This window comes from Microbulbifer sp. MCCC 1A16149 (assembly GCF_050368945.1).
Taxonomy (GTDB): domain Bacteria; phylum Pseudomonadota; class Gammaproteobacteria; order Pseudomonadales; family Cellvibrionaceae; genus Microbulbifer.
In genome coordinates, this window is record NZ_CP185959.1 from 3,033,972 (window position 1) to 3,057,255 (window position 23,284).

The 23,284-nt window shown below is 60.4% G+C and carries 19 protein-coding genes; 9 read left to right on the top strand and 10 right to left on the bottom strand.

Going from position 1 to position 23,284, the window contains the following annotated elements; all coding sequences use genetic code 11:
• Window positions 1-55: 55 nt before the first annotated feature.
• A complete protein-coding gene (locus ACONT6_RS12755) occupies window positions 56-631 on the bottom strand; it encodes an LON peptidase substrate-binding domain-containing protein (RefSeq protein WP_428818870.1) in 576 nt (191 codons plus the stop codon).
• A 182-nt stretch (window positions 632-813) separates the two neighbouring features.
• Here ACONT6_RS12755 and ypfJ point away from each other — a divergent pair, with 182 nt between their 5' ends.
• Both ypfJ and ACONT6_RS12765 read left to right on the top strand, forming a co-directional pair.
• A complete protein-coding gene (gene ypfJ / locus ACONT6_RS12760) occupies window positions 814-1,719 on the top strand; it encodes a KPN_02809 family neutral zinc metallopeptidase (RefSeq protein WP_181252419.1) in 906 nt (301 codons plus the stop codon).
• Window positions 1,720-1,882: 163 nt separating this feature from the next.
• Window positions 1,883-2,164, top strand: coding sequence for a peptidylprolyl isomerase (locus ACONT6_RS12765; RefSeq protein WP_181252418.1), 282 nt, complete (start codon window positions 1,883-1,885; stop codon window positions 2,162-2,164).
• 237 nt (window positions 2,165-2,401) lie between these two features.
• Here ACONT6_RS12765 and ACONT6_RS12770 read toward each other — a convergent pair whose 3' ends face one another.
• From ACONT6_RS12770 to ACONT6_RS12800, 7 genes are all read right to left on the bottom strand, one after another.
• Complete coding sequence (locus tag ACONT6_RS12770) at window positions 2,402-3,241, bottom strand: hypothetical protein (protein WP_181252417.1); 840 nt, start codon at window positions 3,239-3,241, stop codon at window positions 2,402-2,404.
• A gap of 107 nt (window positions 3,242-3,348) precedes the next feature.
• Window positions 3,349-7,659, bottom strand: a complete 4,311-nt coding sequence (locus ACONT6_RS12775) for a YhdP family protein (RefSeq protein WP_428818871.1) — start codon at window positions 7,657-7,659, stop codon at window positions 3,349-3,351.
• A gap of 66 nt (window positions 7,660-7,725) precedes the next feature.
• A complete protein-coding gene (gene rng / locus ACONT6_RS12780; RefSeq protein WP_428818872.1) occupies window positions 7,726-9,213 on the bottom strand; it encodes a ribonuclease G in 1,488 nt (495 codons plus the stop codon).
• A 12-nt stretch (window positions 9,214-9,225) separates the two neighbouring features.
• Window positions 9,226-9,852: a Maf family protein gene (locus ACONT6_RS12785; protein ID WP_428818873.1), complete on the bottom strand. Its 627-nt coding sequence runs from the start codon at window positions 9,850-9,852 to the stop codon at window positions 9,226-9,228.
• A gap of 153 nt (window positions 9,853-10,005) precedes the next feature.
• Window positions 10,006-10,485 carry a rod shape-determining protein MreD gene (gene mreD / locus ACONT6_RS12790; protein ID WP_428818874.1) on the bottom strand — a complete coding sequence of 160 codons (480 nt, stop codon included), beginning with the start codon at window positions 10,483-10,485 and terminating at the stop codon, window positions 10,006-10,008.
• Window positions 10,486-10,489: 4 nt separating this feature from the next.
• On the bottom strand, window positions 10,490-11,362 hold the full coding sequence (mreC, locus tag ACONT6_RS12795; RefSeq protein WP_428821515.1) for a rod shape-determining protein MreC: 873 nt from the start codon (window positions 11,360-11,362) through the stop codon (window positions 10,490-10,492).
• Between the two features lie 171 nt (window positions 11,363-11,533).
• Window positions 11,534-12,568 carry a rod shape-determining protein gene (locus ACONT6_RS12800; protein ID WP_043318714.1) on the bottom strand — a complete coding sequence of 345 codons (1,035 nt, stop codon included), beginning with the start codon at window positions 12,566-12,568 and terminating at the stop codon, window positions 11,534-11,536.
• A 372-nt stretch (window positions 12,569-12,940) separates the two neighbouring features.
• On the opposite strand from ACONT6_RS12800, the gene gatC reads away from it, so the two are divergent.
• From gatC to cysZ, 6 genes are all read left to right on the top strand, one after another.
• The gene (gatC, locus tag ACONT6_RS12805; protein WP_181252412.1) at window positions 12,941-13,228 is read left to right on the top strand and encodes an Asp-tRNA(Asn)/Glu-tRNA(Gln) amidotransferase subunit GatC; all 288 of its coding nucleotides are present in this window, start codon (window positions 12,941-12,943) and stop codon (window positions 13,226-13,228) included.
• A gap of 72 nt (window positions 13,229-13,300) precedes the next feature.
• The gene (gatA, locus tag ACONT6_RS12810; RefSeq protein ID WP_428818875.1) at window positions 13,301-14,755 is read left to right on the top strand and encodes an Asp-tRNA(Asn)/Glu-tRNA(Gln) amidotransferase subunit GatA; all 1,455 of its coding nucleotides are present in this window, start codon (window positions 13,301-13,303) and stop codon (window positions 14,753-14,755) included.
• Window positions 14,756-14,766: 11 nt separating this feature from the next.
• On the top strand, window positions 14,767-16,218 hold the full coding sequence (gene gatB, locus ACONT6_RS12815) for an Asp-tRNA(Asn)/Glu-tRNA(Gln) amidotransferase subunit GatB (RefSeq protein WP_428818876.1): 1,452 nt from the start codon (window positions 14,767-14,769) through the stop codon (window positions 16,216-16,218).
• 181 nt (window positions 16,219-16,399) lie between these two features.
• Entirely contained in the window at window positions 16,400-17,956 is a 1,557-nt protein-coding gene (locus tag ACONT6_RS12820; RefSeq protein ID WP_428818877.1) for an amidase, read from the top strand.
• 15 nt (window positions 17,957-17,971) lie between these two features.
• Window positions 17,972-18,268, top strand: a complete 297-nt coding sequence (locus ACONT6_RS12825) for a PA4642 family protein (RefSeq protein WP_428818878.1) — start codon at window positions 17,972-17,974, stop codon at window positions 18,266-18,268.
• Window positions 18,269-18,271: 3 nt separating this feature from the next.
• Window positions 18,272-19,177 carry a sulfate transporter CysZ gene (cysZ, locus tag ACONT6_RS12830; RefSeq protein ID WP_428818879.1) on the top strand — a complete coding sequence of 302 codons (906 nt, stop codon included), beginning with the start codon at window positions 18,272-18,274 and terminating at the stop codon, window positions 19,175-19,177.
• Between the two features lie 211 nt (window positions 19,178-19,388).
• Here the strand turns inward: cysZ and rhlB are convergent, their stop codons facing one another.
• Together rhlB and ACONT6_RS12840 are read right to left on the bottom strand one after the other, a co-directional pair.
• Entirely contained in the window at window positions 19,389-20,897 is a 1,509-nt protein-coding gene (rhlB, locus tag ACONT6_RS12835; RefSeq protein ID WP_428818880.1) for an ATP-dependent RNA helicase RhlB, read from the bottom strand.
• Window positions 20,898-21,069: 172 nt separating this feature from the next.
• Entirely contained in the window at window positions 21,070-21,696 is a 627-nt protein-coding gene (locus ACONT6_RS12840) for a DoxX family protein (RefSeq protein WP_428818881.1), read from the bottom strand.
• Between the two features lie 119 nt (window positions 21,697-21,815).
• On the opposite strand from ACONT6_RS12840, the gene ACONT6_RS12845 reads away from it, so the two are divergent.
• Window positions 21,816-23,168, top strand: coding sequence for an MATE family efflux transporter (locus tag ACONT6_RS12845; protein ID WP_428818882.1), 1,353 nt, complete (start codon window positions 21,816-21,818; stop codon window positions 23,166-23,168).
• The last annotated feature ends 116 nt before the right edge of the window (window positions 23,169-23,284 follow it).

The following is a 23,284-nucleotide window of genomic DNA, read 5'->3' on the forward strand; positions in this document are numbered from 1 at the left end:
TTGTTTTTGCTGTTTATTCTTGTTTACCAGGGGACGCGAATTCCGCGCCGCCCGGTTATTGTTTTGCCCAGCGATCCAGGTTGGCGGCGATGCTGGCCAGCCGTTCCAGCGGGTCGTGGCTGGCCAGCAGCTCCACCCGCGCGGCATCTTCCAGCGGCAATAGCTGCGCCAGCTGCCAGGACAGCGCTTCGGCACTCTCCACCGGCGCGAATTTGAGCGCCAGGGTTGCCGCGTGCTGCTTCAATTCGTTCAGTACCGCCAGCAGGCCGTCACAGCTTTCCGGCACCGGGTGGGACTCCTCGTCCGGCAGCCACTCCACATCGGCCATCAGCAATCCGCCCTCCTCGGCAAAGGTCTCCAGTACCCGGAAGCGCGACTCCCCAGCCACATCAATATGTAGCAGCCCCTCTTCCCCCTGGCTCCAGTCGACAATGCGCACATACAACCCCAGCGGCCACACTTCTGCAGGACCCACCTCGCGGCCGTTGCGGATCAACACGACGCCGAAACCGGTATCGGTCTTCAGGGATTCGGTGACCAGCCGCAGGTAGCGCTGCTCGAAGATACGCAGCGGCAACGTCACCCCGGGAAACAGGGCCATATTGAGCGGGAACAGGGGGATCAACGACAAAATTTTGGCTCGCTTGCTGCTCTAGACGATTCTGGGCGGCGCGGGGCGCCAACCAGCGGAAGGAAACAAAGATACCACTGGTATTCCAGCCACAAGGATAATCTCCCGCACATAAAACAAAAAATCGCGCCAGCTGTTCTATGCTCAAAGCAATACGCGAATGCGAATCGAGAGGTACTCCCATGCGCTGGCGTCAGGGTCGCAGAAGTTCGAATGTGGAAGATCGTCGTGGGGAAAGGTCTCCCGGCGGCGGTGGCGGTATGGGGGGGCTGGGCAATCTGCTTGCCCTGGCTCCCCTGCTGCTGCGCAGTAAAAAAGGCTGGCTGATTCTGCTGGCACTGGGGGCGCTTTACTACTTTGGCGGCAACCTGTTCAGCGGTATGCAGAGCACCGAGTCCCCCAGCCTGGGCCCGGATGCCCAGACGGCGCCAGGTGTAGCACCGGACGATGAGGTGGCGCAATTCGTTTCCGTGGTGCTGGCGGATACGGAGGACACCTGGGGAAACCTTTTTCAACAGGCCGGCTCCCAGTACCTGACACCGAAGCTGGTGCTGTATACCGATGCAGTGCGCTCGGCCTGTGGCCTGAGCTCGGCGGCGGTGGGCCCCTTCTACTGCCCCGGGGACCAGAAGGTGTATCTGGACCTGAGCTTTATGAATGAGCTGAAAAAACTCGGCGCGCCCGGCGACTTTGCATTTGCCTATGTGATCGCCCATGAGGTCGGGCACCATGTGCAGAACCTGATGGGAACATCGGAAAAAGTACAGCAGGCGCGGATGCGCGCGGACAAGGTGACGTCGAACCGGCTCTCGGTGATGCTCGAATTACAGGCGGACTGTTACGCCGGCGTGTGGGCTTTTTACGCGCACCGCGACCGCAATATGCTGGAGCCCGGTGATATCGAGGAAGGGCTGCGCGCAGCCGCAGCGGTCGGCGACGACCATCTGCAACGCCGCGCCGGCCGCGCAGTATCCCCGGATGCCTTCACCCACGGTAGCGCCGAACAGCGCGCCTACTGGTTCAAGCAGGGTTTCACCAGCGGCGATGTCAACAAGTGCAATACGTTTGCGGCCCTGTCTGGACAGTAGCCTCTATGTGATAGCTCTGAAACAGTTACCGTGGCGACACCACTACCGGGGTCTTCGCATTAAGCAATGTGACTTAAACACCATCGTGAACTGGCTCGCCGGATCAGAACCCACTAAGCTTGCCGCTCACAAACTTACTCAACAAAAGTTCAGGGAGACTCCCGTGCCAAAAGCAACAGCCCGCCACATTCTCGTAGAAAGCGAAGCCCAGTGTCAGGATCTGAAAAAGCAGATTGAAGACGGTGCAGATTTCGGAAAGATTGCCCAGCAATATTCCAAGTGCCCCTCCGGCCGCAACGGCGGCGATCTGGGTGAGTTCAGCCAGGGTCAGATGGTGCCGGAATTCGACAAGGTGGTTTTCAACGATGAGTTGAACAAGGTACACGGCCCGGTGAAAACCCAGTTCGGTTATCACCTGCTGGAAGTGACCAGCCGGAAGGATTGATGAAACTGCCCCACAAATTCCCGTCGAATAAGGTGAGGTAGGTAGAAGCTAAGACAAGGTGCTGGGGCAAGTATTTCGAACCGTCGTCGCCATGGATGGCGGCGCCGGAGCGTACAGGGATGTATTCACAGCGATTCGAAATACTTGCACCAGTACCTTGGCGCCACCGAGGTACCTTACAGGGCTTACAGGGCTTACAGGGCTCCCAGACCTGGATCAGGGAGCCACTATTTTAATTCACTCTGCGCTGGTCTCAGCCTGCCACTCGAACAGGTTCAGCTCGATAAAGAAGAAGGCAACGAGCCACAGGAAGGCGTCCCAGAAATCCAGGAAGCTGCCATTGATACCCCAGTAAACGGCGCACAGCAGCAGGGTGAAGTACAGCAGGCCCTTGATCACCTGGGAGTAACGCATGATGGAATCGGACAGCTGATGACGCAGCTGCAGCCATACATCGAATGCCAGGATCGCCACCACCAGCAGCCAGGCACCCGCATTGATCACATCTACCCAAGCCAGCCACTGAATTTCACGCCACACCGCCGCATCACCGAGGACCTGGGCATCTGCCAGGCGCAGCAAATGGGTATCCGCCAGTGAACCGCAGTTCGCCGCGGTCAGTGCCACATAGTCGTCCTGCTCCAGTACCATCGACCAGCCTCCACTGTTGGCGAGGTCACAGGCAGATCCGGCTACCGGCAGCAGATGGGTCAGTGAGACCATCTCCGAGACGTAACCGTAAAACGAATAGACGATAAAGACGTAACAGAAGGCGGATACCGCGTTTAGCACCCATTTGGTACTGCCCTTGATCTTTTCATCGGACAGCACCCAGGTTTCCAGCTCGAACACCAGCAGTAACAGTACCCAGGCCAGGGTATCGATGGAGTCGTTGTAGGCTTCGATGATTTTACCGAAGCTGACACCATCGGCGAATACCGTGCCCGCCGCCGCCTGGTTTTCCATAAAAAACGCGTAGACGTTGTATGTGAGCAGGCAGTAGACGGTGTACTTGAAGATCTTGAACAGCGTATAGCGGTTGAACGGTATTCCGGCCAAAGAAACCACCTCAGACATTGGCGACGCCCCCAGTTAGCGTGATTATTTTTCGGTTGCTGCTATTATCAAACGTGAGATGCGCCAATATCGAATAATTATTCGGTTTTTGCAACCTTGAACACGAATTAACCGGTACCCAGCGGCAGGGGAACCGGCGTGGTAGAGCGGGACTGTGCCGCCGGCAGCTCGTCGGAAAGCTGGGCATCCCCCACTGGCGGTACCTCGGCACCGTTGGATTCCGACGACTCTGCTGTCTGTGCCGCCTGACGTGCAGCCTCCGCAGCCTTTTCCTGCTCTCTTTGCGCCACCGCAGTCTGCCCCTCACGACCGGCAGCGCCATCGTCAAACAGCTTGTCGAAGCGCACTTTCGGATCCGTCCACTCGCCATCGATGCGATAACTGACGCTCGCCACCCGATCCACCTGTTTCTTGAACACCTTACTGATCAGGTACACCCCTGCAGCAGCGGGCAGGCCACCGGCCAGCGCTGCTACGAATGCCAGGTTGTTGCCCACTGGCAGGGTAGCCACCAGGGTCAGGTTAAGGTCTTCGCGCTGGAGATTCACCCGGCCGGCCATCTGCAGCTCACTGGTGGGGCCTTCCACCTGGATGGGCACCGCGATCAGCAACTCCCCATCCCCCTCGAAATATACTTCCCCATGCACCCGGTCAAAGGTCAGGCCACTCTGCACCAGGTCGGAGAAGTCCAAGCGCAGACGGCGCGCCCAGGTATCGAAGTTGAACAGGGACAGCAAACGCAACAGGGAGGTACCCGCGTTTTCGCTGGCACGCATAAAGCGACCGTTGCGGATATCGATACGAATCTCACCGTTGAGGCTGTTCGGGCTGACCATGGCGGGAGAGCCCTGCCAGCGCAGGGCGGTATCAAACACTGCACTGCTGCTTTCGATGGCGGCTTCCTGCCCCCAGGCCTGCAACACCTTGCCGAGGTTATCGCCGCGCAAGCGACCGATAAACTGGGAAGATTCCCTACCGTCGCTGTCGCGCATCCACATCAATTGTGCGCCGAGACGATTCTCCCCTTCCCCGCGGCTATCGATCTGGATTCCGCGCAGTGTTCCCTTGATTTCACTCACTACCAGGCGCTGCTCCGAGGGGCGCAACTGGAAGGACCAGGGCCCCATGAGCTCTTCCCCCAGCCACAGCGCTTCGGTGCTGAAATCCACACTCGGCAGGCTGGCAAAATCAAATCCCTTCCAGCGATCCTGAAGTTCGGCGGTCAGTGTATCCGCACCCTCACCAGCCTCTTCACCGGCAGTTTCTTCCTGTCCCTCCGGGTCTTTCCCCTTCAGCGCAGGCAGGCGCAGGTGGGCAAGTTTCAGCTGCAGCGGTGTCGCCGCATTGAGCGTGCCGGCGAGTTCGCCCGCCGCGGTCTCGCTATCGAAATCCAGCTGCCAGTCGGCCCCCAGGCCGCGTCCGCGCACGTGAATATTCTCGATGCTGGTGGCTTCGGATACCTGTAACAGATCGGTACTGAGATCCAGGGTAATCGGCAGCGGCGATGCCTCTTCCCGCGCGCTGTCGACAACATCCTGCGCCACCTGACCCTGTGCGGAGGTGTCCCCGGTATAGATTGCCAGCGCATCTTTCCATGGCTGCAGCTCCACCCGAGACAGGTCGCCGATCACGGAGATTCCCGGTGTATCCGGCAGCCTTGCCCCGGCATTCAGGGCAATCGAGGCCCGCTCCAGCTGGCCATCGACCTGCCACAGCTGTCCCTGCAGATGCTCCCCGTAGCTGAGGTGGTACAGGTTGCCCTGTTCACCGATAGGGACCCGCAACACGAAACGGGATTTCTCGCCCGCGGGCTTCGCCAGCGGCGCCGGCAGGTTTACGGCCACCTGCTGCAGGTCCGAAGACAACTCCAGCACCGCGGCATAGGGCTTTTCCTTGGATGGTGCGGGAATGGTGACCCGGGCGGTGTAGTCCAGACTACCGTCCAGCCACTGCAATTCCGGGCGACCACTCCACGCGCCGATGCTCTCGGTCACCGCCTCGCCATGTATCACTACCTGGGTATCCCGCGCATCCCCTTCACCCAGATGCTGGATGGACGCCCGCAGGGGCTTGCCCCACAGCTGGCCACGGAATCTGGAACCTTTGAGGCCATCGCGACTGTGGTAGCGCACGTTGCCGTTGAGCTGTTCGATATCCAGTTTTAGATTCTGCAGCGAAAGGCTGGCGCCGGAGAGGGTCAGGTCGATCTGCTGGCTGGGTTCAAAGTCCGCGCCGCCCAGGGGCTGGCTCAGTTGCAACTTGCCCTGCATGGCTCCGTCCAGGGCCCAGCTGTCAAAGGCATTGCCGAGGCGGTCGCGCAGCGGGGATTCACGCAGGATTTTCAGGCCATCCGCTGCCGGGCCAGCGAGCTGGGCGCGCACATCCAGACGGGAACCGGCAGCTTCGGGAGAAAGGTGCACCGAGACATTTGCCCCATCCACATTCCACAGCCTGGCCTTGGGCGCCATCACCAGCACATCGCGATCATTGACGCTGAGGTGTCCATCGACATGCTCGGCCGCGGGCCAGTCCGGTGCGTATTTGAGGCTGCCGTCGCGGATATCCGCCTGTAACTGTACCGTGTGGCGGTTGTCGTGCTGCCCCAGTGCCAGCAGCGCCTCGTCATCGCCCTCGCGATAGCTGTATCCGCGGTAAATAAAGCCAGCCGAGGGAATCTTGCCGTCGTTGCGCTTGCCAACACTCTGGTTCAACCAGTCGCGCAGGTCATCACTCACCACCGTCGGCACCAGATTGCGCTGCTCCTGCACCGCCACATTGCGCAAGCCCAGTGCGAGCGTGAAATCTGCCGCGCGCGTGTGCGGTGTGAGCGGAATCTGTAACAGGAACTGGCCGCGGAAGTCGCCGGCTGCGGGAACGGCTTTGTTTTCGGATTCCGCCACAGCGTCCAGCAGCAGCGGCCCGGAGTAGATGGAAACCGTGTTGTGGTCGCGGTCGACATCCCAGGCAACGGTGCCGCGCGCGGCGCCGAAGGAAAACGGTACGTCGTAGAGCAGCGGGAAATGCGCGCTGAAACCGGCATCGCTGGCGAGCTCGACTCGTCCGCCGCGACCGTTCAGCGACAGGTAGCCGTTCACCCCGGTGACCGCCGGCGCACCGCGGTGTGCACCCGCATCCACATTGTGCAGATTGGCGGCAACGGACACCTCGCCATCGATACGCGCCAGGCGTACGTTCTGCAGCTCACCGGTTGGCTCCAGCGCCCTGAGCCACTCGTCGGCTTTGTCGGGCATCAGCTCCAGCACCCGCAACACCCGGTGCCAGGCCTGCAGTTCTATCTGGTCTACCGCGAGCTGCAGATTGCCGTGCTGGTCGCCACTGGCCTGCAGATTGACATCGGGCACCTCAAGTTGCTGCCAGTTGAGGCCCAACTCCTGCAGTACCAGCTCCCAGGAATCCCCTGGGCGCCAGCGCCCGGAAATATTGCTGGACAGGGCATTGAGGGTTTCCAGGGCACCTTTTTTCTGTGTCGGCGCCTGCGGCTGCTCTTGTTCGGTCGCCGTCATCTGCGCAAGGCTCAGGTCGCCGCGCAGGCTGTAGCCGGTCTGCGCATCCGAGCTCAGCCACAGTCGCCCACCGGCGAGCTTGCGCCCCGGCCAGTAGAGTTTTTCCGGCAGCGGCGACAGCTGGTACAACAGACCAACGAGGTCCGCGTCGACCAGCAGCTCGTTCAGCTGCACGTAGCCCTTGAGGGTGAATTCTTCGCTGTTGCGGGGATTGCCGTGACCTTCCAGCACCAGATGCAGGCTCTCTTCGCCGCTGTGCAGGCTCTCCATGGCACCGGTGACAAAGGCGCGGGCAACCAGGCGATGGAAGTCACCGCTGTTCTCCAGCTGGATCTCGCGCAGGTCAACATTGGCGGACTGTCCGTCAGTCAGGGTCAGGCCGATACTGGCATCGCGCACCAGTACCTTCGGCCCCAATTGGAAAATGCGGGCAGGATCCCCCAGGCGCGGCCCCATCTCACCGGTCTGCGGGTGTTTCTCCGCTGCCCCGGATACCAGCGGGAAGCCCTGCACCTGCCAGCCACCTTCCGGGCGCTGCTCCAGCTGTGCGGAAAAGCCGTCGACTTCCAGGTTTTTCCAGATCAGCTCGCGGTTCCAGATACTCGACAGCAGATCCAGGTGAAACAGGCCACGCTGCAGACGTACCTGCCCTTCGCCGCCAATTTTGAGACCGTCGATCTGCAGTGCCACTTCCAGCGCCTGCCAGCGCAACGAGATATGTTCCAGACGCACCGGTGCGCCTAGGCGTTCGGAGAGCCAGGCGCCGATTTCCGGGCTGTACTTGCCCACCTGGGGAGACAGGATGCGTCCGGTCTGGACCACGATGGCCAGAGAGATCACCAACACCACAACCAGTAGCCAGAACTTGCGGGCAAACCAGCGCAACCACAGCATCAGGAGAACCTCCCGCGGCCGTGACAGCACAGGTTATGGTTGCCGCTCGCGGCCACTGTGGTGAACTCACACCAGTACAATGTCGTACTGCTCCTGGTTGTAGATGGGCTCGACCTGAAACTGGATCGGGCGCGCGATAAATTCTTCCAGGTCCGCCACATTGGCGGACTCCTCGTCCAACAGCAGGTCGATCACCACCTGGCTGGCCAGTACCATGATCTTCTCGCTGTCATAGGCGCGGGCCTCGCGGATAATTTCCCTGAAGATCTCATAGCACACCGTCTCTGCGGTTTTCAGGGTGCCGCGACCGGCGCATACCGAACAGGGCTCGCACAACATCTGGCCGAGGGATTCGCGGGTGCGCTTGCGCGTCATTTCTACCAGCCCGAGCTCGGACACCCCGGTGATACTGCTCTTGGCGTGATCCCGCTCCAGCGCCTTCTCCAGGGTACGCAACACCTGGCGCTGGTGTTCCGTGTCCTGCATATCGATAAAGTCGATGATGATGATGCCACCCAGGTTGCGCAGGCGCAGCTGGCGCGCGATCGCAGTGGCCGCCTCCAGGTTGGTCTTGAAGATGGTTTCCTCGAGGTTGCGATGGCCGACAAACGCACCGGTGTTCACATCGATGGTGCTCATGGCCTCGGTCTGCTCGACTATGAGGTAGCCGCCGGATTTCAGCGTGACCTTGTTCTGTAGCGCCTTGCGGATCTCCTCCTCGACGCCGTACAAGTCGAACAACGGCCTTTCACCGGGATAGTGCTCTATCCTGGGGGCGATTTCCGGGGCGTACTTGCTGGTGAACTTGGCGGCGCGGCCGTGGGCCTCGCGGGAGTCGATCCGGATTTTCTCCGTGTGGGGACGCGCCAGGTCGCGCAGTGCGCGCATAAACAGCGGCAGGTCTTCGTAGATGATCGCCGGTTCCTTCGCGATCTTGATGCGCTGCTCCAGCTCGATCCACAACTTGTACAAGAACGGGATATCCCGCAGCAGCTCCTCTTCGCTCACCCCTTCGGCGACGGTGCGCAGAATGAAGCCGCCGTCGCCAGTGTGGCCTTCCTCGGCCAGTTTGGCGGACGCCAGATCCACCAGGTCGCGTAGGCGGTCGCGCTCGGATTCGTCCTCAATGCGGTTGGAGATACCGATATGGCGGGTCTGCGGCATATACACCAGGTAGCGGGCAGATACCGACAGGTGGGTAGTCAGACGGGCGCCCTTGCTGGAGATGGGGTCTTTCACCACCTGCACCACCAGGGACTGGCCTTCACGCACCAGTGCGCGGATATCCGCCACCTCGCCCTCGCGGGATTCCATCCCCTCTTCGTCCAGCGGCGCGATATCAGAGGCGTGGATAAACCCGGCCCGCTCCAGGCCGATATCCACAAACGCCGCCTGCATACCCGGCAGCACGCGCACCACCTTGCCCTTGTAGATATTGCCGACAATGCCGCGGCTGGCACTGCGCTCCAGATAAACTTCCTGCAGCACACCGTTTTCCACCAGCGCTACGCGGGTTTCCATCGGTGCCACATTGATGAGTAACTCTTCGCTCACTGGGCGTAACTCCTAGATCATCCCTGCGCCGGCGCGCTTGTCGAATTGCCAGTAGGGAATACCCGCCTGTTCCAGAAACCCTGCCAGGGTCTCCAGGGGCAGCCCCACGACATTGCTGTAACTGCCGTGGATAGACTCCACCAGCAGCGCGCCCATTCCCTGAATACCGTAGCCACCCGCCTTATCGGCAGGCTCGCCGGTGTTCCAGTACCCTTCGATCAGGCGACGGTCCAGGGCGCGGAAGCGCACCCGGGTTTCCACAACCTCACTGAATGCCGACTCAGTGCCGGTAAGACAGATGGCAGTGAGCACAGAGTGCTCCCTACCTGACATCAGCCGCATCATGCGGGCAAAATCGGTGAAATCACGGGGTTTTTCCAGAACCTCGCCGTCGATCACGCCGAGCGTATCGGCGCCGAGGGACCAGATATTATCGCTGTCCTGCAGCGCCAGGCCGGCGCGGGACTTCTCCTCGGCCAGTCGCAGCGCATACGCCTGCGGCGACTCTTCGGGGCCGCGGCGCTCTTCGACGGAAGTGGCAGCAGAGGAGAACTGCACGCCGATCTGCATGAGCAGTTCCGCCCTGCGCGGGGAGCCGGAGGCGAGAATCAGACGCTGTTCTGGGGTGGAGTGTGGCACGGTTCAGTTATCGTTATATCTTTGATGGTCAGGTGATCGACTGAACGCCTGATTATAGCGCCAGCGCTCGAAAAATAACCGCAATCTGCGCGTGACTTAACACTAATTTGCGTTATCGGCCACGGGATACCGCCGCCACAAGGAACCTGCCGCCTAGCGAATCTGCAAGCGGGAGGCCATCCGGTGCAGCCACGGCGTCACCAGCGGCCACAGCAGTGCGGTGGTAAGCGCCGGCCACAGGAAGGTCAGTCCGGGTACCGGCTTGCCCGCCAGGCTGTGCACCCAGTTGCCCAGTAGCTGGTTGATACCCACCAGCACGAACACCCACATCAGTTGCTGCCCGGGGTTAAATGCCCGGGTACGACGATATGTGAGCAAGCTGAAGTATGCCAGCACCGCCAGCGCCAGTGCATGTGCACCGAGGGTCGAACCGGTCACCAGATCCTCCACCAGCCCCACCATCCAGGCGAAGCCGACGCCCAGCTCCTGCGGCATGCGCGTGGTCCAGAATATCACCAGCAGCGCGCAAAACGCGGGGCGGAACCACAACCAGTGTGCTGGCAGGGGCATGACTGCCAGCAACAGGGCGATAAATATCGTAAACAGGATAAACCAGCGATTGTGCGCTTCCATGGCCTCAATCCTGAGCCGCGGGATCGGCACTGCTCTCGATGCCCTCTTCCAGCGGGGGCTCCACGTCGATGACCGCCAGCACAAAACGACTGCGGTTCATGCGTCCGCGCGGCTGCACTTCCACGTCCGCAAAGGCGCGGCCGGGATCGCGGCTGACCGAAGTAACCTCTCCCACCGGATAGCCCGCCGGGAATCGCCCACCGAGGCCGGAGCTCAGCAACAGGTCACCCTCGCGAATATCGCTGGTGTTGGCCAGGTGGCGCAGCTTGAGTCGGTACAGGTCGCCGGTGCCTTCCGCCACCGCGCGCACACTGTTGCGCAGAACCTGCACCGGCAGCGCATGGTTGGCATCGGTGATCAGCACCACACGGCTGGAAAAGTCGCCCGCTTCGATCACCTGTCCCAGCAGGCCGCTGGCATCCATAATCGCCGCGCCCTGTTGCACCCCGTCACTGCGGCCCTTGTCGATGATCAGCACATGCTCGAGCGGATCCGGAGATACCCCGATGACCTGCGCCACCAACACCCGTTGGTCAACGCTCTCGGCAGAGTTCATCAACTCCTTGAGCTGGGTATTTTCCGCGCGCACGGCAGCGAGCAGCTGGGCCTGTTGCTCCAGCAGCATCACCTGGTGTTGCAGTCGGCTGTTTTCTTCCAGCAGTTCTTCGCGGGTGCGCAGCTGCTCGCCGGCCCAACCGCCCACGCGCGAGGGAGTGTCGGTAATCCAGTAGAAAGGAGCAGCGAGGCTGGAGAGGCGCTCACGCGCGGGGTCCAGCCAATCGGTGTAGAGATTGATCAGGATCAGCGCAGTTGCCACCAACCCCAGTACGACAATGCGGGATTCTGGCGACGGGCCTCGGGTAAATAGCGGTTTAATGGGCGGCCCCCATTGACCAGTTCGGCAATGATGTTGTTATTGGCTTCGGCGCGCATCCATACGCAGGTGAATGAGCGGTACTCTTTTAATCTGCTTAATCTGTTCTTTCATCTACTCACAGATCGAACAGCACAGTCCCTGAGTACCGCCACTGACTAAGCGGGATTCCGCTCAGTTGGAAACCAGATACAGGCGGCTCTTGTCCATCATATCCAGTGCCTGGCCGCCACCGCGGGCAACACAGGTCAGCGGATCGTCGGCAACGATGACCGGCAGGCCGGACTCTTCCATCAACAGGCGATCCAGGTCACGCAGCAGGGCGCCACCACCGGTGAGCACCATACCGCGCTCGGCGATATCGGAGGCCAGTTCGGGGGGAGACTGCTCCAGCGCGCTCTTAACCGCCTGCACGATGCCGGTCAGCGGCTCTTGCAGCGCCTCCAGGATTTCGTCGCTGTTCAGGGTAAAGCTGCGCGGCACCCCTTCTGCCAGGTTGCGTCCGCGCACGTCGATCTCGCGCACTTCGCTACCCGCGTAGGCGCAGCCGATCTCTTCTTTGATGCGCTCCGCGGTGGCATCGCCAATCACGCTGCCGTAGTTGCGACGCACATAGTTGACGATGGCCTCGTCGAAACGGTCACCGCCGATGCGCACGGAATCAGAGTAAACCACGCCATTCAGGGAGATGATCGCGATCTCGGTGGTACCACCACCGATGTCCACCACCATGGAACCACTCGCCTCTTCCACCTTCAGGCCGGCGCCAATTGCCGCAGCCATGGGCTCCTCGATCAGCCACACCTCACGGGCACCGGCGCCGAGGGCGGATTCACGAATCGCGCGACGCTCCACCTCGGTGGACTGACAGGGCACACACACCAGCACCCGCGGGCTCGGGCGCATCCAGCTGTTCTCGTGCACTTTCTTTATAAAGTGCTGCAGCATTTTCTCGGTTACCTGGAAGTCGGCAATAACGCCGTCTTTCAGCGGGCGTATGGCCGTAATGTTGCCCGGGGTGCGACCCAGCATGCGCTTGGCCTCTACGCCTACCGCTTCCACGATCTTGGTACCGTTGTAATGACGGATGGCGACAACTGAGGGTTCATCGAGGACTACGCCGCGATCGCGCACGTAGATCAGCGTGTTGGCAGTACCCAGGTCGATGGAGAGATCACTGGAGAACATGCCCCGCAAACGTTTAAACATGGAATTCGGTTACCTTAATCTGAAATACAACACCTGAAGGCAGAATCAGGCCAGGTGCCGCAGAGCGCCGATCACAGACCCGATAGCGCCCCCCGGCGGGGAAAGCGTTACAGAGTAGTTAGTCCGCGCAAATAATTCTGTGTTCCGGGCGGCGTTTTCACCCGGTCTTCGTCAAATAAGCCAGCAGCTTGGGCGCCCTGGCCAGAATCGGCAAACTCTAACAACGGCGGGGGTTGAGGGCAAGGCTGAATAATAACCATAAAGAGATTCCCCCACACTTATGGTAAATTTGCGCTCCTTCTGTTCCCGCCGGCCCCCGCAAACCGGGCCTGGCCGCAATTTAGCCAATGAGAAGCTGGAGTCTCTATCCCCATGGCCGTCGACGCGCAAACTGTTGAAAAACTGGCCGAATTGGCCCGAATCGCCATTTCCGAAGAAACCATAGACGAAGTCAGCAACCGCCTGGGCGACGTTCTGCAACTGGTGGACCAGCTGCAGGCCGTCAATACCGACGGCGTAGAGCCCATGGCGCACCCCCTGGACGCAGTGCAGGTGCTGCGCAAGGACGAGGTCACCGAGCCAAACCGCCGCGAAGAGTTCCTCGCCCTGGCCCCCCAGACCGAAGCGGGCCTCTACCTGGTGCCCAAAGTCATCGATTAAACCCGTTCATCGACTGACCAGCCGAGCGCACCTGCTTAACAGACAGAGAATAGACAAGAAACCGGATTTCCCATGCATCAGTTGACCATCGCCGAGATCATCCGCGGCCTGCGGGAGAAGCAGTTCTCCAGCGTCGAGATCACCAGTCACCTGCTGGAACGTATCCAGCAGCTGGATAGCCAGTACAACAGTTTTATCACCGTCACCGGCGAACAGGCCCTGCGCGAAGCCGCCGCTGCCGACGCCCGCCTGGCGGAAGGCAATGCCCCGGCACTCTGCGGTGTGCCCATCGCACACAAGGATATTTTCTGCACCAACGGCGTGCGCACCAGTTGCGGCTCAAAAATGCTCGACAACTTCGTACCCCCCTACGACGCCACGGTTGTGGACAACTTCCTGCAGGCCGGCGCCGTGAGCCTGGGCAAAACCAATATGGACGAGTTCGCCATGGGCTCGTCCAATGAATCCAGCTTCTACGGCGCGGTGAAAAACCCCTGGGATCTGGAACGCGTGCCGGGTGGTTCCTCCGGCGGCTCCGCCGCGGCAGTGGCTGCGCAGCTGGTACCGGGCACTACCGCCAGCGATACCGGCGGCTCCATCCGCCAGCCGGCGGCACTCACCGGAACCACCGGCCTCAAGCCCACCTACGGGCGCGTTTCCCGCTGGGGTATGATTGCGTTCGCTTCCAGCCTCGACCAGGGCGGGCCCATTGCGCGCACCGCCGAGGATGCCGCGCTGATGCTGTCGGTGATGGCGAGTTCAGATAAAAAAGACTCCACCTGCCTGGATCGCCCGACCCAGGATTACACCGCCAACCTGCACGACAGTATTCAGGGACTGAAAATCGGTGTCCCCAAGGAGTATTTCGGCGAGGGCCTCGACAGCGAAATCGGCGCGCGCATCCAGGAAGCTCTGCAAGCTTATGAAAAGCTCGGCGCGGAGCTGGTAGAAATCAGCCTGCCCCACAGCAAGCTTGCGGTGCCCGCCTACTACGTGATCGCCCCGGCAGAGGCTTCTGCCAACCTGTCCCGCTTCGACGGCGTGCGCTACGGCTACCGCTGCGAAAACCCCACGGACCTGCGCGACCTTTACATGCGCTCTCGCGGCGAAGGCTTCGGTGAGGAAGTGAAACGCCGGATTCTGGTAGGTAGCTACGCCCTCTCCGCCGGTTACTACGATGCTTACTACAACAAGGCACAGCAGGTGCGCCGCCTGATCAAGCAGGACTTTGTCGACGCGTTCCAGAAAGTGGATGTCATCATGGGGCCCACCGCACCGAACCCCGCGTTCAAGCTCGGCGAGAAAAACGCCGATCCGGTGGCCATGTACCTGGAAGATATCTACACCATCGCCACCAACCTGGCAGGCCTGCCGGGCATGTCCCTTCCCTGCGGATTTGCCCACAACCTGCCCGTAGGGCTGCAGATCACCGGCAATTACCTGGACGAAGCGCGCATGCTCAATGTGGCGCACCAGTACCAGCAGGCCAGTGACTGGCACACCAAAGCCGCCCCAGTAGCAGAATAAGGAGACGCGACGTGGAATGGGAAGTCGTCATCGGGTTGGAAGTACACGTTCAACTCTCCACCCAATCAAAAATTTTCTCTGGCGCCAGCACCGCATTTGGTGCCGAGCCGAACACCCAGGCCTGCGCGGTCGACCTGGCCATGCCGGGCACTTTACCGGTACCCAATGAAGAGGCCTTCCGCTACGCGGTGATGTTTGGCCTGGCGATGAACGCGGAAATCGGCAAACGCTCCGTGTTCGAACGCAAAAACTATTTCTATCCCGACCTGCCCAAGGGCTACCAGACTACCCAGCTGGAAAAGCCGATCGTGGGTGCGGGCCAGGTGGAAATTCACCTGGAAGACGGCAGCAGTAAAACTGTTCGCCTGCACCACGCGCACCTGGAAGAAGACGCGGGCAAATCATTGCACGAAGACTTCCACGGTATGTCCGGGATCGACCTCAACCGCGCTGGCACTCCACTGATCGAAATCGTATCCGAACCGGATATGCGCAGTGCCGCAGAAGCCGTGGCCTACCTGAAGAAAATTCACAGCATTGTGACCTATCTGGGAATTTCCGACGGTGACATGTCCCAGGGTTCCCTGCGCTGTGACGCCAATGTTTCCGTGCGTCTCAAAGGCGAGGAAGAACTCGGCACCCGCGCGGAAATCAAGAACCTGAACTCTTTCCGTTTTATCGAGAAAGCGATCAAGGTAGAAGCACAGCGTCAGATCGACCTGATCGAGGACGGCGGCAAGGTGGTGCAGGAAACCCGCCTGTACGATTCCGACAAAAACGAAACCCGCTCCATGCGCAGCAAGGAAGTGGCCAACGATTACCGCTACTTCCCCTGCCCGGACCTGTTGCCGGTGGTGCTGACCGATGAATACGTGGAAATTATCCGTGGGGAACTGCCGGAATTACCGGATGCTAAGTGCGCGCGTTTCGAGAAAGACTACGGCCTTTCCGCTTACGACGCGGACCAGCTGACCCAGGAACGCGCAACTGCGGATTATTTTGAACAGGTTGCAGCCAAGTCCGGTGAACCGAAACTGGCGGCCAACTGGGTAATGGGTGAACTGGCCGCACTGTTGAATCGCGAGGAAAAATCCATCGCCGATTGCCCGGTATCCGCCGAGCACCTTGCCGGGCTGATCGCGCGAATCAAGGACAACACCATTTCTTCAAAAATCGCCAAGCAGGTGTTTGAAGCGATGGCCAATGGTGACGGGGATGCGGACGCGGTGATTGAGGCCAAGGGCCTGAAGCAGGTTTCCGATACCGGCGCCATCGAAAAAATGGTGGAGGATGTGATCGCCGCAAGCGGCGCGCAGGTGGAAAACTACCGCAACGCGGACCCAGACAAACGACCGAAAATGATGGGCTACTTTGTTGGCCAGATCATGAAGGCCTCCAAAGGACAGGCGAACCCGCAGATGATCAACAAAATTCTGAAAGAGAAACTGGACGCGTTGCTGTAACCCGCAGTCTTCCAGGACGCACCTGCAGGGGATTAGGCATATTGGCCCAGCCCTTGCAGGCTCCCTGCGTCAATTTCTCCCGCGCCTCCCAGTTAGGGTATTCTTCCTTTGAAGCGGACATGCGCAGGGGAAATCACGCATCATAGGTAGCGTCCAGAAATCAATCGGGAGTGAACAGGCAATGAAAATAATAAACAAACTGCTGTACGGGCTCGTCATTTTCACCGTGGGCAGCATGGCGCAGGCTCAGGGTAACTTCACCACCACCTCGGAAATTCGCGCCGCCCTGGAAACCGGCACCACCACTTCAGAACTCCTCGTCAGTCGCTATCTCAAACAGATCAATCAGCTCAACGACAAACTGCACGCTGTCACACAGCTCAGCCCCTCGGCGATGGAAGAGGCGCGACGCCTCGACAGATTGAGACGTGAGGGTCAGATTTTGGGTCCGCTGCACGGTATCCCGGTGCTGCTAAAGGACAATATTGATACGGGCGACGGTCTGGCAAACACCGCCGGCTCGATATTGCTCAACGACAACATTCCCACGAAAGACGCCTTTCTGGTCCAGCAACTGAAAAAGCGCGGCGCCATCGTACTCGGCAAAGCCAATCTCAGTGAATGGGCCAATTTTCGCTCGACCAAATCCTCCAGCGGCTGGAGTGGCACTGGTGGCCAGGCGCGCAACCCCTTCGACCTCTCCCGCAGCCCTTGCGGTTCCAGTGCCGGCTCCGCCATTGCGGTTTCCGCCGGCATGATCCCCCTGGCGGTGGGCACCGAGACCGACGGTTCCATCACCTGCCCCGCTGCGGTCAATGGTATCGTGGGCATCAAGCCGACACTGGGGCTGATCAGCCGCTCGGGTATCATTCCCATTTCGGCCTATCAGGACACTGCCGGGCCCATGGCCACCACGGTCACCGGCGCCACCCTGATGCTGGACGCGATGGTTGGGCAGGACCCACGGGACAACGACAGCCTGGCACCGAGCGGACAATACGCCGATGCGCTTAATCCGGAGGGGTTAAAGGGAAAACGTATCGGTGTCGTGCGCAACCTGATGGGATACAGTCCGCAGACCGACGCCGTATTTGAGCTGGCACTGACCGTATTGCAGGAACAGGGCGCGACAATCGTCGACAACGCAAATATCGAAACCCTGGAGAAAATCCACGGCCTGGAATTCGAACTGCTGGCCTGGGAGTTCAAGGACGCCCTGAATGAATACCTCGCAAATTCACCTTCCCAGTACAAATCTCTCGAAGCCCTGATCACGGCGAACCAAAACGCGCGGGAAACGGAAATGCCGTTCTTTGGCCAGGAAATTTTTGAGATGGCCCAGGGCTCCCGGGGACGTAAAGAAGAGGGCTTCGTGAATAAAATCGAAGAGCTTCGCCGGCTCGCCCGCGCACAGGGCATTGATGCCACCATGGCAAAGCACAACGTCGATATACTGATTGCTCCCACGGTCAGCCCCGCGTGGAAAATCGACCATATCAACGGCGACCACTTCACCGGCTCCGCCACCACCCCGGCAGCCGTTGCCGGTTATCCACATATCACCGTACCCATGGGGTTTGTACAACACCTGCCCGTGGGACTTTCGTTTTTTGCCAGTGCCAATCAGGAAGACAGGCTGATCGCCGCCGCTTACAATTACGAGCAGGCCAGCAAGCAACGTCGCGCCCCGCGGTTTCTGAATGGCGACCCCGCCCCTTACATTTCCGGCACCAATTGACAGAAGGAAGTAACAATGAGCCTGAAAAAAGACAAGCAAAAAGTCCTCGGCGAAGTATTCGATGATGAGCGCATCGCCGGCTTTCTGGTGGGCGAAGCCCCGGAAGGATTCAATCGGGATTTCTACCTGCTGGAGCGCGCCTACCGCGGTATGAAAGCGGAGAACTTTGAAACGTTCGTGCGCATGTTCAAGGAACAGGGTCTGGATCTGGACAGCCAGAGCCCCGAGGGCCAGACGCTGCTGGCGCGCATCAGCGAACACACTCAGGGTGACGATTACGCAGAAATCCTGCGTGCAGCTGGAGCAAAATAAGTCATGACCTCCAACCCGGCACATGGCGTCAACGCACTGATCCGGGGGGCGCAACTGCTTACCCGTAAAGAGTTGCGCCCGTTTATCATCATTCCCCTGCTCATCAACCTGGTGCTGTTCATCGCGCTGGGAGCAATGATGGTCAGCCAGTTCGACGACCTCGGCCGCTATATCGGCAGCCTGCTGTCCGACACCCCTGTAGATACCTCCAACATGTCCTGGTGGCGAGCAATTCTCGCCAAGGGCGCAGACTGGGCCGCGAGTGTTTTCCAGTGGCTAGCCTGGCTGATTGCCATCGCCGTGGTACTGCTGTTCTTTCTCGTATACGGCTACCTGTTCGGGATCATCACCAACATCATTGCCGCCCCCTTTAACGGCCTGCTGGCAGAAAAAGTCGAAGAACTCCTCACCGGCCACCCGCCGCCCCCTGAGTCCATCAGCAGCATGGTTTTCCGCACCCTTGGTCGCGAACTGCGCAAGCTCATGTACTTTATCGGCTGGGGCATCGTGATTTTTATTATCGCCCTGCTCACCAGCTGGACCGTCTTCATTCCCGCCATTCTCACCGCCCTGTGGGGTGCCTGGTGCATGGCGATTCAGTATGTCGACTACCCGCTGGATAACCACCAGCGCTCCTTCAGCGAGCTGAAAAGCGTACTGATGCGCAAGAAATTCACCACCCTCGGGTTTGGCGGTTCGGTGATGCTGGCGAAGATGGTACCGATTCTGAATATCTTCGTGATGCCCGCAGCAGTCGCCGGCGGCACCGCATTGTGGGTGGAAAGAATCTGGACGGAAGGCGATCCGGGAAAAGGCCCAAACGGCAAGGGGTTCCCTGTTGAACAGCCACCGATTACGAAAAGTAAAACGTGGCCAAAGGGCATTGAAGGCCCGAAAGGCAAGCAATAGACAGACATAAAAAACGCGGGCATCGGCCCGCGTTTTTTATGTCTAACGAAGTGCAAAACTGGCTGTGAAGGCCAAGAGCCGGGTGTCGGCTTTCAGAAGCGTCGGCGACAAGGACGTCGCCGACGCAGCGTACAAGAAAGTATTCACAGCGATTCTGAAAGTCGACACCCGGTGCTTGGCCGCCACGGGAGTCCCTCCGAGACCTCCAGAGTTAACGGCGTGGACGGCCACCGCCACCGCGACGTCCACCACCGCGATTGCCACCGCGATCATTGCGGTCGCCACCACTGCTGCGTTGCACGTGCACTTTGGGCGGCTTGACCAGCAGCTCTTCCGGCGGCACTTCACACTTGAGCTTGCTGCCCAGCAGCTCTTCAATCGGTTCCAGACGCATCGCGTCATCTTCACAGGCAAAGCTGATGGAAGTGCCGCTCTTGCCCGCGCGCCCGGTACGGCCGATGCGGTGAACGTAGTCTTCCGGCTCTTCCGGCAGGGTATAATTCACCACATGACTGATGCCGTCGATGTGAATACCACGGCCGGCAACATCGGTAGCCACCAGCACCTTGGATTTGCCAGTCTTGAAATCTTCCAGCGTGCGCACGCGCTTGTTCTGCGCCACTTCACCGGACAGCAGTCCCGCGTTGATACCGTGAGCCAGCAGGTTCTCGTGCAGGCGGCGGCACTGGTCGCGACGGTTGGCAAACACGATCAGGCTTTCCACATCGTCCTGCTGCACGATATTGAACAGCAGCGGATACTTCTCATCCCCGGAAACCAGATACACGTGCTGGGTAACCGTGTCGGTCGCCACGCGCTCGGGCTGGATTTCGACAATTACCGGCTCCGAAGTCCACTGCTCTACCAGATCGTCCACTTCCGGCGTGAAGGTGGCGGAGAAAAACATGGTCTGGCGGTGGGTCTTGCGCGGGGTCTGGCGGACAATGCGGCGCACATCGGGGATAAAACCCATATCCAGCATGCGGTCCGCTTCATCGATCACCAGGATTTCCGTCTGGTCGAGAAAGCAATCCCGTTTGCTGACGAAGTCCAGCAGGCGACCCGGGGTAGCTACCAGAATATCCACCAAACGCTCGTTCAGCGCCTTCTGCTGTTTCTGGTAATCCATGCCGCCCACCAGCGTGTGGATTTCCAGGTCGGTGTATTTGCACAGGCCCTTGGCATCGTCAGCAATTTGCATCACCAGTTCGCGGGTCGGCGCAATAATCAGCGCGCGCGCCTCACCGGCGTAGCGCTGGCCTTCAAAGGGGTTCTTGAGCAGATCGTCGATCACGGTGATCAGGAAGGCCGCGGTCTTGCCGGTACCGGTCTGGGCCTTGCCCACCAGATCGTGGCCGTTGAGGGTATGGGGCAGCGACTGGCCCTGGATGGGGGAAGCGTACTGGAAACCCAGGTCGGCGATAGCGTGCATCAGCGGCAGCGGCAGGTCCAGGTCGTGGAAGCGCACCTTGCCCTCGGCTTCCGGCACCGGGAACTCGTCCAGGCTCCACGGCTTCTGCGGTGTTTGCTTGCGAGCCTTGTCACCGCCCTTGCCGCCTCCGCTACCGCGACGCCGATTGCGCTGGCGGCTACCCTCGGACTTGCGGTCCGATTGCGGCGCCGAAGAAGCACTCTTTTCTGGCTGGGATCCGGAAGCTTTCTGCCCTTCTGGGGCACTCTGGGACTTGTCTGACGACCGACGGAAAAACTTACCTATCAAAGGATTGCTCGCTCAATTGTTCACAGGCCGGCCAGAGCCGGGACCTGCGCGCCGCGGACGCCCCACTGCTGTCAGAGGGCCCGCCACAGGCGGCGATGGGTTAAATAATCGGCGAGTATATCATTTATCCCGATAGCGCGAGTTACAGTCCGGACACACGTCCAGCGGCGCCTCAGGGTACCGGGAAACCGCGGTAACGCGCGATCCAGTAGTCAATACTCACATACCGTCCACCCCCACTAAACAGCAGCGCCAGCAACATCACAAAATAGGTCGCAGCGAACTCGATACCGTTCTTGAGCACGGTGAAACTGCCCGCCTCGGTCAGCCAGCTGTAGTTGCCGTGAGCCTTCAGCAGCGCTACCGCCTTTTCCTTGCGCACCACCGCCTCCTCGATGAGGTCCTCGCGCCACTCCCAGGGCATGGTGAGTGTTTGCTCCGGCAGAGCGTGCCATCCGTATTGCCAGTGGGCGGTCACTGCCGCCACCGCCATGGTGAACATCAGCGGAATCACTGCGATACGCACCCCCACCCCCAGTACCAGGGCTATGCCCCCGCAGAACTCGGTCAGTGCCGCCAGCCAGGCCATCAGCACCGGCGCAGGCAGGCCCAGGCCCCAGTCCGGATTGCCAAACCAGGCGGCGACATCATCGATCCCGGTGAGCTTGTTCCAGCCCGCGAGGATGAAGATGGGCCCGAGGAACAGGCGCAGTAGCAGTGGCCCCAGTCCATCCAGGGGCCGCAGCATGTTCAGGAAACAGGCGTAAATCCGATTGAACCCGTTGCTGGCGCCATCCATAATTCGCTCCCGATTTACCGTGAATGCCATATTGAACTGGTCGGACGGGGCGCAGGATTCTTACACTGCGCCCGCACCTGCCCGGGCTCCGAACAGTTTAGCCATCCTGTACCCACTCCATGCCAAGACTCTACAAACGCGCCACCGCCACCGAGCTGCGCAATCTCGCCAATCTGGGCGGACCGCTGGTTGTCAGCAACCTGGCGGTCGTCAGCATGGGGGTTACCGATACCATCGTTGCCGGCCAGTCCGGTGAAGTGAATCTCGCCGGACTGGCGCTGGGTTCCAGTATCTGGGCCGTGTGTGCGGTTGTGCTGATGGGCATGCTGGCTGCGCTATCGCCGGTGGTCGCCAGCCTGCGCGGCGGGCGCGACGAAGAGGGCTGCGCGCGACAGATGAGCCAATCGGTGTGGATCGCGCTGGTGGGAGGCCTGCTGGTGGCGCTGGCGCTGCTGGCTTCGCCCCTGTGGAGCCAGTGGATCCAGACAGAAGAACCGGTGCGCAAGGTCATGGTGCTGTACCTGCTGGCACTGGCCACCGGCACCCTGCCATTCGCGTTTGGCAGTGCCCTGCGTGGCTACTGCGAGGGCATGGCACAGGTGCGCCCCGTTATGCGTATCTACCTCGCCGCGGCGGCACTGAATATTCCCCTGGATATCCTGTTCGTGTTCGGCTGGGGGCCGATTCCCGCCATGGGCGGTGCCGGCTGTGGCTGGGCCACCAGTCTGGTGTGCTGGAGTATCGCCATTGCCCTGTACTGGCACGCGGGGCAGGATCCCGCATATCGTGCGCTGCGCCTGAAACTCCTGCCGCCGCGTCCCCACTGGCCCACCCTGAAGCACCTGCTGGCAGTGGGCATGCCGATCTGTATCGGCGCAGCCAGTGAAGTCACATTTTTTGCCAGCCTGACACTACTGCTCGCCTCCTACGGTGCCACCATTGTCGCCGCCCACCAGATCGGCCTCAGTATCGGTTCCACCTTCTATCTGGTGGCGCTGGCACTGGCCCAGGCAGTCAGCATCCGCACCGCGCAGGTGCTGGGACAGGGACGCCCCAAACGGGCGCGCTTTATCAGCATCGTTGGGGTCAGCAGCGGGCTGGTGTACGCGCTGCTGACCGGTGTGGTGCTGATCGGCTTGCGCAATGTGCTAGTGCTCGCTTACACCAGCAATCCCGACATCATTGCCATTGCCAGCAATCTGCTGCTGCTCGCGGCGGCCTTTCAGCTGGTGGATGTTGCCCAGGCCATGGCCTGGGGCGCCCTGCGCGGCTACAAGGACACCCGGGTCCCCATGTACATGCAGCTGTTTTCCTACTGGCTGGTGGGGCTGGCGGCGGCCTACTGGCTCGGCGAACAGTACTGGGGCGTTTACGGCTACTGGGTGGGTATCTGTGTCGGCCTTGGAACCGCCGCCGTCTTGCTGCTTGTGCGGTTGCGACATACCAGCGGCAAGGCGCTGATCGCACACTGATCGCCGGATTCGCCAATTACCGCGCAAATTGTCGGGAACCGATTGGCTATACTCGCGCTCTCAGCAAGCTGACACCCGATTCCCCGTTTTCAATTGTCTGTTTCCAACTTTGTATT

Coding starts and splice junctions, on each gene's coding strand:
- ACONT6_RS12820 (WP_428818877.1), top strand. CDS start 16,400: ATGAAAATAATAAACAAACTGCTGTACGGGCTCGTCATTTTCACCGTG.
- ACONT6_RS12840 (WP_428818881.1), bottom strand. CDS start 21,696: ATGGATGGCGCCAGCAACGGGTTCAATCGGATTTACGCCTGTTTCCTG.
- ypfJ (WP_181252419.1), top strand. CDS start 814: ATGCGCTGGCGTCAGGGTCGCAGAAGTTCGAATGTGGAAGATCGTCGT.
- gatA (WP_428818875.1), top strand. CDS start 13,301: ATGCATCAGTTGACCATCGCCGAGATCATCCGCGGCCTGCGGGAGAAG.
- gatC (WP_181252412.1), top strand. CDS start 12,941: ATGGCCGTCGACGCGCAAACTGTTGAAAAACTGGCCGAATTGGCCCGA.
- ACONT6_RS12800 (WP_043318714.1), bottom strand. CDS start 12,568: ATGTTTAAACGTTTGCGGGGCATGTTCTCCAGTGATCTCTCCATCGAC.
- ACONT6_RS12845 (WP_428818882.1), top strand. CDS start 21,816: ATGCCAAGACTCTACAAACGCGCCACCGCCACCGAGCTGCGCAATCTC.
- ACONT6_RS12775 (WP_428818871.1), bottom strand. CDS start 7,659: ATGCTGTGGTTGCGCTGGTTTGCCCGCAAGTTCTGGCTACTGGTTGTG.
- mreD (WP_428818874.1), bottom strand. CDS start 10,485: ATGGAAGCGCACAATCGCTGGTTTATCCTGTTTACGATATTTATCGCC.
- ACONT6_RS12825 (WP_428818878.1), top strand. CDS start 17,972: ATGAGCCTGAAAAAAGACAAGCAAAAAGTCCTCGGCGAAGTATTCGAT.
- ACONT6_RS12770 (WP_181252417.1), bottom strand. CDS start 3,241: ATGTCTGAGGTGGTTTCTTTGGCCGGAATACCGTTCAACCGCTATACG.
- cysZ (WP_428818879.1), top strand. CDS start 18,272: ATGACCTCCAACCCGGCACATGGCGTCAACGCACTGATCCGGGGGGCG.